The 11,966-nt window shown below is 38.7% G+C and carries 10 protein-coding genes; 2 read left to right on the top strand and 8 right to left on the bottom strand.

Going from position 1 to position 11,966, the window contains the following annotated elements; genetic code table 11:
- The first annotated feature begins 85 nt into the window (after positions 1-85).
- On the top strand, positions 86-901 hold the full coding sequence (gene lgt / locus B3139_RS11290; protein WP_293883037.1) for a prolipoprotein diacylglyceryl transferase: 816 nt from the start codon (positions 86-88) through the stop codon (positions 899-901).
- A gap of 46 nt (positions 902-947) precedes the next feature.
- Here lgt and B3139_RS11285 read toward each other — a convergent pair whose 3' ends face one another.
- The 8 genes from B3139_RS11285 to rocD form a co-directional block, all read right to left on the bottom strand.
- Positions 948-1,616 carry a response regulator gene (locus B3139_RS11285; RefSeq protein WP_293883034.1) on the bottom strand — a complete coding sequence of 223 codons (669 nt, stop codon included), beginning with the start codon at positions 1,614-1,616 and terminating at the stop codon, positions 948-950.
- Between the two features lie 212 nt (positions 1,617-1,828).
- A complete protein-coding gene (locus B3139_RS11280) occupies positions 1,829-2,899 on the bottom strand; it encodes a phytase (protein WP_293883031.1) in 1,071 nt (356 codons plus the stop codon).
- A gap of 13 nt (positions 2,900-2,912) precedes the next feature.
- Positions 2,913-4,175, bottom strand: a complete 1,263-nt coding sequence (locus B3139_RS11275; RefSeq protein WP_293883028.1) for a right-handed parallel beta-helix repeat-containing protein — start codon at positions 4,173-4,175, stop codon at positions 2,913-2,915.
- A 151-nt stretch (positions 4,176-4,326) separates the two neighbouring features.
- On the bottom strand, positions 4,327-6,159 hold the full coding sequence (locus B3139_RS11270) for a TonB-dependent receptor domain-containing protein (protein WP_293883025.1): 1,833 nt from the start codon (positions 6,157-6,159) through the stop codon (positions 4,327-4,329).
- Between the two features lie 99 nt (positions 6,160-6,258).
- Positions 6,259-7,113: a carboxypeptidase-like regulatory domain-containing protein gene (locus tag B3139_RS11265; protein ID WP_293883022.1), complete on the bottom strand. Its 855-nt coding sequence runs from the start codon at positions 7,111-7,113 to the stop codon at positions 6,259-6,261.
- Between the two features lie 205 nt (positions 7,114-7,318).
- Complete coding sequence (locus B3139_RS11260) at positions 7,319-8,941, bottom strand: tetratricopeptide repeat protein (RefSeq protein ID WP_293883019.1); 1,623 nt, start codon at positions 8,939-8,941, stop codon at positions 7,319-7,321.
- A gap of 201 nt (positions 8,942-9,142) precedes the next feature.
- Positions 9,143-10,108: an arginase gene (locus tag B3139_RS11255; RefSeq protein WP_293883017.1), complete on the bottom strand. Its 966-nt coding sequence runs from the start codon at positions 10,106-10,108 to the stop codon at positions 9,143-9,145.
- Positions 10,109-10,111: 3 nt separating this feature from the next.
- Positions 10,112-11,371 (bottom strand): ornithine--oxo-acid transaminase, encoded by a 1,260-nt coding sequence (rocD, locus tag B3139_RS11250; protein WP_293883015.1) that lies wholly within the window; start codon positions 11,369-11,371, stop codon positions 10,112-10,114.
- Positions 11,372-11,491: 120 nt separating this feature from the next.
- Here rocD and B3139_RS11245 point away from each other — a divergent pair, with 120 nt between their 5' ends.
- Positions 11,492-11,944: an Lrp/AsnC family transcriptional regulator gene (locus B3139_RS11245; protein WP_293883013.1), complete on the top strand. Its 453-nt coding sequence runs from the start codon at positions 11,492-11,494 to the stop codon at positions 11,942-11,944.
- Positions 11,945-11,966: the final 22 nt, after the last annotated feature.

The following is an 11,966-nucleotide window of genomic DNA, read 5'->3' as shown; positions in this document are numbered from 1 at the left end:
CAATTATATTTATTTTTTTTATGATAAGTGTAACGAAAAAGCATTATCACACACTTATCCCTAAAGCATCACGATAAATCATCATATGGTAAGTAATCTCACATTGAATGATATAACTTGGAAGATAGATCCTGAGATCTTCGTCATTCCAATTATTGACCATCCAATTCGCTGGTATGGTATATTTTGGCTATTGGGTATTATCTTATGTTATAGGGTATTAAGATCAATATTAAAAAATGAAGGCCGTACAATCGAATTTTTAGATCAGCTCAGCATGTACATTGTCTTGGGTACCATTATTGGCGCTAGACTGGGGCATGTAATTTTTTACGATCCGAGCTATTACTTAAATAATCCCTTAAAAATTTTTGCGATATGGGAAGGTGGTCTAGCAAGTCATGGTGGAGGTATAGGCATCGTTATTGCAATCTATTTATTCGCAAAAAAACAGCAACTTCCATTTCTTCATGTTGCAGACCGTATTGCTTTGCTTGTGCCTTTAGCAGGAGCCTGTATCCGTCTCGGTAACTTATTTAACTCCGAAATGATCGGGAAAGCCACTGACTTACCTTGGGCTTTTGTGTTTACCCATATTGATGCCATACCTAGACACCCAGCGCAGCTTTATGAAGCATTGTTCTGTTTCTTGCTATTTATAGTGTTATATCGATTGTGGAAAGAAAAACAGTTTCGAATTAACGACGGAAACTATTTCTCCCTATTGTTGATATTGCTGTTTTCATTCCGGTTTTTGGATGAATTTTTGAAAGTAAATCAAGAACATTTTGAAGACTCCTTATTCATCAATATGGGCCAAATACTTAGCCTACCCTTTATTGTTATTGGACTATGTGTATTTATTTACAATCGTTTTAAGAAATCATTAAAAGTAAATTAATACAATCCCATACGTTCCCTTTTGAAATACATTTGAAAAATATGATTTATGATTTTTTTAATAAACCATGCTGAAAAGCATATTTCACCAGTTCTGCTGTATTTTTCACTTTTGTTTTATCGAGCAAGTTCTGACGATACCCTTCTACAGTACGCTTACTCAAAAAGATTTTATCGGCAATTTCTAGATTTGTAAAACCATCCGCAATCAATTCGAGCACTTCTAGCTCTCGCTCATTTAGATCCAGCTCCAGGATGATATTAGCACCATCATCATTATACAGTCGATCCGAAGACACTTGCTCAAGCAGAGCTAAGCTAATTTCTTCACTTATATACCGACCACCTTCGGCGACATGCTTTAATCCAAAAAGTAATTCATTATAATCGATATTTTTTAGCAAGTATCCTGACAATCCATTTTTGAAGCCCTCAACAACATAACGAATTTGACTGAGCATAGACAATATCACAACTTTGACAAACGGATATTTTTGCCTAATATTCTTTAACAGCTCCATCCCATCCATTAATTCCATGCTTACATCCGTCAAAACAATATCTGGCACTACTCCGTCCGCCAACTGAGACAATGCTTCCGTGCCATCGGATGCTTCTCCTATTACTTTAAATTCTCCCTGAGATTCCAAAAGTAGTTTAATACCATTACGTACGACCATATGATCTTCAACCAATAGTATTTTAACCGTATTCATTTTCTAAAGCTTTTAAATAAAAATTCGATTCTCCCCACTTCCAAACCTATATCAAAATGACGGTTTACAATATTTCATGATTTGGAAGAAACAAGAAACAAAATACATAAACAGAATAAAGATACAAATTTCTGTTCACTGATCGTTTCGAACAAAAAAGAGCAACAGCTGCAAATCAAATAACAACTGTTGCAAAGCCACTTATTCCGTAACTATTTCTTTTTCAAATCCGCTCCGGCGATATCTTCCCATCGGTAATAATGAAATGTTTTATCGTCACTCATCGCGACAAACAGGCCATGTTTAAAGGTTTCGTTTAACCTAAAAGAGGTTGTTTCTGAACCGTCACTTTGTGTCGCCATGACCGGCACAGTTTTCAAATAGCTATGTTCGAATGGGTTGCTTTTGGTTCCTTCCCGGCTAAAAACCTGAAAACGATTTGCGCCTTGGTCAGACACCAAAATATAGCCGGTACTATCGGTTAGTTTGTAAATCGAAATACCCTCATGATCTTCTTTAAAACCTCCTGTAGCGAATAATGCCAATTGTTGGTTTCCCTTTGCTGGATCCGCATAATATTGTTTTACCCCAACTTGTTCATCGGAATAGTAAATATACCCAAGTTCGTTGTCCACTGCTATCGCCTCAATCTCTTTCTTTCCACTAAATGAACCAAACTTGCGAACCAAGGTAGCCCTGAGTTTACCAGAACCGTTATCCTCCAATAAATATTGCCCTAGATAACCATCCTTTGGTCCATTTTTCCGCCCCACGATCGCATAAATCTCTCCTTTTGGAGAAGTATATAAAGCAATCCCCATAAGATCTCTAAATTCAGGCCCGGTTTCACCAACAAACATATCTAATCCCCCTTGGTCAATAGGTTTCATATCGGGTAGTGAAAAGACACGCAATTTATGGGTCATACGCTCTGTTGTAACAGCGATATCAATAGGTTTGCCACCCAATACCAAACCGTACGCCACATCAACATTATTAGGTCGTTTCAAGTTTGAAACCACTTTTTCTTCGACCGTTTTGCCCTGTAAATCGTACACAAATAATGCGCCGTTGGCATCTTTGTCCGTTGCGATGACCAGACTCTTACTCGGATCGCTCTTATTGATCCAAATTGCAGGATCATCCGAGTCATAACGTACTGCATCAGTTACAATAACGGGTTTAACTGCGTTTACAGTATTTGTTTGCGCATTTTTGCATGCCGTTTGAAGGAAGCTTGACGCTGCTAAGGTTAACGTTAATATTGTTTTTGAATGTGTCATGATATGAAATAAATTAGAATTTGGATCCAAATGCTCCAACATATGCTGCCGGTTGGGGAGAATGATATGTTAGGCCGTTTGCCATCACCAGGCCAGTCGCAAAATGAGGTTTGAAAGTTAAAATACCTGCCTTTAATGCCGGTGAATTCCCTTGGAGATGAAAATCCCAGGTTGAATCAAATAGGTAATTGTCCACCGCTGTTTCTAAAGGATAAAAGCTAAATTTAGGGTTGTTTTCCCCGGCTAATTTGGCTCTCACATCATTACTCCCAGCTACAATATCATTTTTACCAACCTGAAATTGATCTACAGTCAATTGACTATAACCATAATACCAATTATTGCTGGAAATCGAACGGTTATCTTCTGGTTTTTTAGGGTCACGTTTCACGCCAAATCGCGTATTGGCAAAGAGATTATTATAAATTTCGGCTCTTACAGAGGCTTCTAACCATATAGAACCTCCTTTTGCTGTAGGTCTTCGCCATCCGGTATTGAGCATGGTATTGTTATAAACAATCACATAAGCCTGAGGCGTACGGTCTCCCGAGTTGGATAATTTTAATGCATTTGTATTTACACTGTACACCAGATTATAGGCGACGTCTGCAAGACTTCCCGATTTGAAGTTCATCGCTTCTCCACCTGTCACCCCATTAGAAAAGAAACGATTATTTGCAAAAATAATTTTCCCGCCTTCAATATACGTACAGTCTTCCTGAAAATGACTTATGGTACTATTTTGTACCACTAGCTTTCCGTCTGGATTTGAAAACCACAAAGCTGGCAAAGCTTCTCCAGACACCTTTTTATATAAACCCATTTTTACAGAAGTCGACGCATCCGATGTAATTGCACCACCATACTCAACAACGGTATTGTCCAAAACAAGTTCCTGGCAGCTTGGAGCGGCTAAAATTCCTCCCCATAACTTTCCAAACTCATTCGTCTTCGTCTTATAGCCTTCCTCAACCGTAAACTTGACAGGATTTTCAGCTGTACCTAGTGCATACAAATTACCCAAAACAACAATTTCAGGCTTATTAACGGAATCCATCAATACGGTTACACCTTCCTCAATCGTCAGGCTCTTGCCTTCGGGAATAATAATGTCTCCCTTGATATGCTGCACACTCCCTTTGCTCCACACACCGGAGACCTCACCAATAGCACTTCCATCAGCATCAGAAGTATCCACATCAATATTTGCTTTTTCACAGGCACTTAGCACCACGATAAAAAACGCTAGAAACGATAAAATACATTTATTTTTCATCTGTATATATTTAATTTTTAATGATGAAGCAGATTTCACTTATCCAAAACATTGGGCTTTCCAAAAAAGTGAAAGCTTCACCGAAACAAACTGTTGTTATTGCACGTCGCACATGTTCAGATTAAAACATGCCCTGTTTTACGCGGGTCTATTATTTATTAAACGAATACCGTAAACCAAGGATATAGTTCTGTCCATACAAATCCTTTCTAATCAATGTATTTCCGCCTTCAATAAGCTTTTCAGCGATCTTCTCATTTTCAGGATTTGTTCCTTTCACATACAATTCCATCGGTGTATTCAAGATGTTGTTGGCTTTGGCGAAAACAGCCCAACCAGCTTTAAATTTCTTTTCAATAGAAGCATCTACCTGAACAAATCCTTTTTGCCACAAATCATCGTTCAAAAATTGCGACACTGTATTGATGCGTGAACCCGTATAAGATCCAGCTAACTGTCCTTCCCAGCCATTATTAGCATCTTTGTAAAGTAGCGATAGATTAGCCACATGTGCAGCTTGCCCATATAACGGTCTCGTTTGATCCACGATAATCGCTTCAGGGTCTTGTGTTGTCTCATTGATTCGACGCGACATCTTTGCCGTCGTTATACGTGAATGTGTATAGGTGTAATTGGCCTTGACACCAAATTTCTTTATATACTTGATATAATCAACCTCAATACCATAGTTGTTGGCCTGACCGAAATTTCCAGGTGTGTAGTATACATCTTGCTTACGAATCTCATCCGGTTGAAAGGTATATTCAATTGGGTTTTTGATTTGCTTGTAAAACATACCTACAAGAAACTGAGAAGAAGCTTCTGGAAATACTTCATACCTTAAATCAAAGTTATCCGCCAAGGCATGTTTTAAATCAGGATTTCCTTTTTCTAGAAACTCTTCATTAACCACACTTGACGGAACAATCTCGTAAAATCCTGGACGGTTTAACGCACGGTAATATGCGGCATGAAGCTGCTGTTTTCCGTTCAAATGATATTTCATGGTCAAACTTGGCAGCCATTCAGTATAAATTTGTGATCCCGTAGGCCTTTTTTCTCCAGCCGGAAACAATAATTTATAATGCTGATTGGTATGTTCGAGTCTAACTCCACCGATCATTTGCCATTTGTCATTCTCATAATTAAACATACCATACGCTGCTGTAGTCTTCTCTCCAGCATCATACGTTAACGGATTTGCGACAGCTCCCGTAGGATCGGTAACGGTCAGATTGAGCTCAGTATACCGCTGAAAATCCACGCCATAGCTATACTTTGCTTCCTCCGCCGAAGCGGGTGATAAGTTGTAGTTGTTGTAGAAGCTACTACGCTGTTTATCCCGATACAAACCACCGGTGGACAATTCCAACTTACTATTTTCCATTGGGACCTTATAGGCCACATCCCAATAGCCTGCTCGATCATTATCCGTATTCCGTTCCCAACGGTAGGTTACAGGAGACTTGTTGACAAGAGAAGTACGTTTACGTTGAAAATTTTCTTCTACTCCATCCAAACTGATCATCGTATTTTGTGGCAATTGGTTGCGGGCAGAAGAAAGAACCCCTGACCACCGGACATTTAGCAGATTATCTAAAAATCGATGATCCCCCTGTAAGGTACCACTGTAGATCTCTTGCTGTGTTTTTCGGCTTCTCGTCACATAAGTCAGCTCGGCTTTACCAATACTGGGATCGTACTGGCCATTGTATATCGTATTAACCGCATCACGCAATTGTAAGTTATTTAAACTCACATACATTTGATAAAAGCTAATACGATGACTTGGATTAAATCGATAATCGATCTTATTATGCAAACCTAAGCGTTGTTGCTGTTCGTCATATTGACGATCACTCTGCTCAGTAATCACCGCGTTGGGATTTACGCCAACAACAGAAGATTTATAGAAAATAGAACGGCTACCTCGATGTAAGTTTTGATAACTTGCCCCTAAAATAACGCCCAATTTATCCGCCAAATACCGATTACCTATTGTCAGATTGCCGACAAGATCTGGTAGCGGCTTACTATAGGTATACGCTAACGCTCCCCTATTAAAGTCAGCAGCAGTTGCATTTTAACCCTTGCCATTCAGTTCGTAAGGAGATTTTGCCGAGGTTCCATTTGTCGAAAAACTTCCAAAATCACGATTAAAATAACGCTGGCTGTAGCCTGTTGCCAAATTTGCTTGAAGGAATAATTTAGTCGGTGCCGATTTCATAACCATATTGACAAGCCCACCTATTGCATCGGCTTCCATATTTGGTGTTAGCGATTTGTATACTTCTAAACGTTCCAGCATATCAGATGGAAATAAATCCAAGGGCACATAACGATATTTATTATCTGGACTCGGAACCTTTACACCATTCACTAAAGTGGTGTTGTACCGTTTATCCATCCCCCTGAGGATAGCATATTGCCCCTCTCCATTCGAATTTCTTTCTATTGATACACCCGAAACGCGCTGTACAACATTTGCAACGGTAATATCCGGGGAGATTTCTATTGCACGTGCAGAAACAACATTCATAATTTGTGAAGCATTCTTTTCTAAACGCCTAGCGCTCGGATCATCATCTCCCCCATTCCGACGTCCCTTTATAGTTACTTCCATTAATGTCTGTTCTGTAGACGTCAGCTGAAAAATAATCTGGGGCGTATTTTCTTTTTGAATCTCGATTTCTTTAGTTAATACAGCATAGGCAATATGCTTGATATGAACCCTATCCACACCTGCTGATAATCCCTTGAATTCAAATGAACCATCCAATTGTGTTTTTGTCGATAGCCCACGCTGTTCCAGGAACACTGTAGCTCCAGCAATCGCTTCACCGGTCTGACCATCCAATACCTTACCTTTGATTTTGGTCGCATAGGCAGCGCTAACCGAAATAGTGGAGGCAAGTAATACTGTTAAAAAGTTTTTCATTTTGCTTAGATTATTATGAATCTTTGATTGTTGTCGCAAAGATGACAGCCAATTTTGATCTCACAAAATCCCGAGCGTTACGACAGGGAAACAAGGTAAAAAAGCACGATACATGGAAGAAACAAATGAAATTAAACTTCTAATAAACAACAGTTTAACAAAGAACAAACCACCATTAACTTTCCATTACCCTTGTGTTAAAAAATTATGAAACACTCAAGAGATAGCTCGCCAGGTCCTCTCCTTGTTCCAACCTTAATTTCTTTCTTAAGCGGTGTCGAGCAACACGAAGGCTATCTTGCGATATGCCCAATAAAACGGCGATATCGATATTATTCAAATTGATTTTAAGCAATGCTACTAACCGCATATCCGCGGCGGTCAAATCTGGGCATTGTCGAATAAGCTTTTCAAAAAAGCTATGATGTACCTTTTCGAAAGTTCCCATAAATTCTTTCCAGTGAATTCCCTGAGTAATATTTTCGTTGATTTGCAAGACTAGCTTCTGCATCTGTCTCTTTTGATCCCGGCGTTCGTCCTTCACCATTTCTTTCAATTCATCCCGAAGTTCTTCCAAGAATTGATTGTTGCGAATCAGATTTAGCGTATGGGATGTCAATTCTTTTTGCTTTAGTGATAGCTCTTGTTTGAGTTGCTTATCTTCAAGCAGTTGATTTTTAAGTGCTATTTCTGTTAACTCACGTTCGGCTTCCTGCTTTCGGGATTCGGCAATCTGATTTTTAATCTTAATTTTCTGACGACTATATAAGACATAGGACAATACGATTAACAAAATTAAAACCACGATCGTTCCCCACAGCATGATCAAATTAATTCTTTTTGTCACCTGCAGTCTTTCGATCTCTTCAGCCTTTTGATTCATATCGTATAGCGCCTGAAAAAAAGCAGTATGTCGAGCGCCATCTACACTATACAGTTCAAGAACGAGCTTTCGGCTTTTTTCAGCATAAAAATATGCGCTATCCATTTGGCCACGCAATGCGTAGGTTCTACTCAAATCTTTTGTCGTGGCAGCCATCTGATATACATCTCCCAAGTTTGCCGCCATCTGATAAGCCACTTGCGTCAATTTGATACTTTCCGGATAGTTGTTAGTCTTTCTAAAAATGTCACCCATGTTATTTAAGACCACAATTCTACCATAATTGTCTTTTGTCTCGGTGTATAACTTACTTGCTTTTTCAAAATGAAAAAAAGCACTATCATACCTAGCAAGGTCTTCATAAATACTACCTAAATTTTCATGAATCTTCGCTTCTCCATTTCTATTTCCCACACTACTATAGATGGATAACGCACGTTTTTGATAAATAAAAGCAGCGTCGTAATTCCCTTCTTTTTCAAATAAATGACCGATATTTCCTAGTGTTCCCGCCTCTCCAATTTTATCCCCTTCTGCCCGGAAAGAATCTAGCGCCTTGTTAAAATAAAGTTTCGCTACAGCATGTTGTTTGTTGAAAATATTGAGCACACCAATATCACTCCAATTTGAAGCAAGATGATGCTTTGAATCCAATTGCCTATAAATTTGATCCGCTTGAAAATAGTAATCCTGTGCTTGCCCATAATGTCCTTGATTGACGCATAACCACCCAATTGCCTGCAAACAATTTGCTTGTAATAATAGGTCTTTATCGGTCACAGCTTTTGCATAACGTTTTTTCACTAGTGCAATCGCAGAATCAGGATGATTTTGACTCAGAGCCCGAATATCGTTAAAGGATTCAACCTGAGCAGTACCTGGGTGCCACAAAAAAAGCTGTATAAAAAAAAGTAGAAACAAAATAATTTTATCAGAAATCCTCATATTTAATGTAAATAATCGATTTGCAAATGTACATGAAACATGTTAACACAATATTAAATCACATCAAGCAAAACGAGTTTTAACATAAGGAAGACTGACTTATTTTATCCAACAAGCAAAATGATAAGCAATTAAAAAAGCCCTTTTATTGCTCTATATTAGCAATAAAAGGGCTTTGAAAATAGACAATGCCAAAACCAGTTAATTACCCGATTTCAATTCAATTAGCGGGGTGATCCGTTCTAATATATCAAATGCCACCTCTGCCATTTTATTACCTTTATTGTCCAATAACGGATTAACTTCAACAATTTCAAAACAAACCACTTTACCGGATCGAATAATTTCTTCTAAAATCATTACAATTTCTTGTGGCAAAAAACCCTTCGGAACCGGTGTTCCTGTACCGTCCGATATCAGTTCACTATCCATACTATCCACATCAAAAGAAACATAGATCATATCACAGTCTCCAAGGCAGGTCAATGATTCCGCGACACAATCTTTTATGCCCCTTTGCCTGATATCTTCAACACGGTAATTCTTAATCCCAAGACGGTCAATTAATATATCCTCTGGCTCTTCAGTATCTCTTACGCCAAAATAAATCAAATGACTGGATGCTATTTTACCTGACGGACCGGCTATTCGCTTTAGTTTATTCCAGAATTCTTCTGTCGATTGGTCGATTTGATTGATCTTACATTGCATATTATCCTCGTCTAACATAGCCGCTAGAGGCATTCCATGCATATTTCCAGACGGTGTTGTATACGGAGAATGAATATCAGCATGCGCATCTACCCAGATCACTCCTAGTTTCCTGTCCGGATAAGCAGATTTTATACCACTGACAGTTCCCATTGCCGAGGAGTGGTCACCAGAAAAAACCAATGGAAAATTGCCCGAAGAAAGACTATCCTCGACGGTAGAAGCTACCTGCTTGCATTGCTCATAAATTTGCTGAATATGCTTACCAAAAGGATGATGATCGTTTTGGTAAATAGAACTATTTCGAGTCGGTACATCAACAAACGGGTAATTAATGAAATATTGACTTCCCTTATTAATTGCCGCAATTTCAATTGCGTCTATCCCCAAATCTGAGCCCCTAGTTCCAGCTCCGATATCCGACCTATTTTTGATCAATTCAATCATTCTCTCCATACACTATTTAAAATTAATCAACGATCGCTCAATGATCTCTAAACAAGTTTCGACCTGTTCTTTTGTAATCACCAATGGTGGAGCTAACCTAATTTTGTTCCCATGTGTCGGCTTCGCTAATAGTCCATTTTCTTTAAATTTGAGACAAATGTTCCAAGCCAAATCACTTGTTTCATCCGCATCAATGACAATAGCAGTTAGAAGTCCCTTTCCGCGCACTTCTTTAATTAACTCACAATTCGCAGCAATTCTGCGTAGCCCATCCAAAAATAAGTTACCCATTTGAAGCGCCCGTTGGGTTAAATTTTCATCCAATACAACTTGTAGCGCTTCCTTCGCCACTGCACAGGCAAGGGGATTTCCCCCATAGGTAGATCCATGCTCCCCTGGCTTAATGCACAGCATAATTGAATCGTCGGCCAATACAGCCGAAACAGGCAATACCCCGCCCGATAAAGCTTTACCTAAAATCAAAACATCCGGTTTACTGTCGCTATGCTCATCTTCAATGTTATAGGACGCCAACATACTTCCAGTACGAGCAATGCCCGTCTGAATTTCGTCTGCAATAAATAAAATATTATATGCCGTACATAATTGTCTGACACGCTTCAAATACTGTTCGTCAGGAACAACAATACCAGCTTCCCCTTGAATAGGCTCAACAATAAAACCAGCAATATCGCTGTCTGTTTTGAATAGCTGTTCCAAAGCATCAACATCATTATAGGGAACAAGCACTATCCCGTCTAAAAAGGGACCAAACTCATGGGTTGCTGCACGATCATCGGAAGCCGATATCACAGAGATGGTCCTACCATGGAAATTGTCTTTGGCAAAGACAATTTTCGCTTGATTAGGTACTACACCCTTTACTTGGTACGCCCATTTACGACAAAGCTTCATCGCTGTTTCTACCGCTTCTACTCCCGAATTCATCACTAGCGCCTTATCAAATCCAAATAGCAGACAAAGCATTTCCTCAAAATCACCCAATTTATTATTATAGAATGCTCTCGAAGTAAGTGTCAATTTCTCAGCCTGCTCTTTTAAGGCTTGAATTATTCTTGGATGACAGTGTCCCTGATTGACTGCAGAATATGCGGAAAGGAAATCAAAATAGGCCTTTCCATCAACATCCCATACCATTACGCCTTCAGCGCGTTCCAATACAACTGGAAGAGGGTGATAATTGTGCGCTCCGTATTTTTCTTCTTTGGCAATGAATAACTCGCCCTTACCGTGTTTAACAACTGTACTCATAATTCAGACTTTTTAAATAAAAACAAATATACAAATTCACTAATTTATTATTAAAAAAAATAAATTTTACACTAAATTAGCACTATAATATTAAAATTACCTTTTTAATCGTATATAAAAATGAATAGTATCGATGAATTCGACCGGCAGATTTTGAAATATTTAGAACAAGATGGACGAATGGCCTACTCTGCAATAGCAACTGCTATGGGAGTTTCCAATACCATGATCCATCAAAGAATCATGCGTTTGACAGAGCAAGGAATATTGACAGGAATAAAGCCGCTATTGAATGAAAAAAAGCTAGGTTATGATTGGGGAGCTTTTACTGGGCTAAGTTTAGAAAAAGATCATGACTCAAACCGAATAATTGAAGAACTTAAGAAAATACCAGAAGTTACAGAATGCTATTATATCACAGGTAACTACACGCTGTATGTGAAAATTATTGCTAAAAACCACGAACATATGCGACAATTGCTGTATGAAAAAATCGATAGCATTCCGGGAATTGCAAAAACGGATTCGATCATTGAATTAGGCTGTGCTTTCAAACGTAACATGATATTCTAATTAGAGGGTGTAAAGTAAACTG

This window comes from Sphingobacterium sp. UBA1498 (assembly GCF_002325125.1).
Lineage (GTDB): Bacteria > Bacteroidota > Bacteroidia > Sphingobacteriales > Sphingobacteriaceae > Sphingobacterium.
Note: the sequence above shows the minus strand (reverse complement) of the source record. Positions and strands in the feature narration are given on the sequence as shown.

Bases quoted from the DNA above. Each gene is read 5' to 3' on its own strand.
- B3139_RS11255 (WP_293883017.1), bottom strand. From the start codon at position 10,108: ATGGAGAGAATGATTGAATTGATCAAAAATAGGTCGGATATCGGAGCT.
- B3139_RS11275 (WP_293883028.1), bottom strand. From the start codon at position 4,175: ATGAAAAATAAATGTATTTTATCGTTTCTAGCGTTTTTTATCGTGGTG.
- B3139_RS11265 (WP_293883022.1), bottom strand. From the start codon at position 7,113: ATGAAAAACTTTTTAACAGTATTACTTGCCTCCACTATTTCGGTTAGC.
- B3139_RS11245 (WP_293883013.1), top strand. From the start codon at position 11,492: ATGAATAGTATCGATGAATTCGACCGGCAGATTTTGAAATATTTAGAA.
- B3139_RS11280 (WP_293883031.1), bottom strand. From the start codon at position 2,899: ATGACACATTCAAAAACAATATTAACGTTAACCTTAGCAGCGTCAAGC.
- B3139_RS11285 (WP_293883034.1), bottom strand. From the start codon at position 1,616: ATGAATACGGTTAAAATACTATTGGTTGAAGATCATATGGTCGTACGT.
- B3139_RS11260 (WP_293883019.1), bottom strand. From the start codon at position 8,941: ATGAGGATTTCTGATAAAATTATTTTGTTTCTACTTTTTTTTATACAG.
- lgt (WP_293883037.1), top strand. From the start codon at position 86: ATGGTAAGTAATCTCACATTGAATGATATAACTTGGAAGATAGATCCT.
- rocD (WP_293883015.1), bottom strand. From the start codon at position 11,371: ATGAGTACAGTTGTTAAACACGGTAAGGGCGAGTTATTCATTGCCAAA.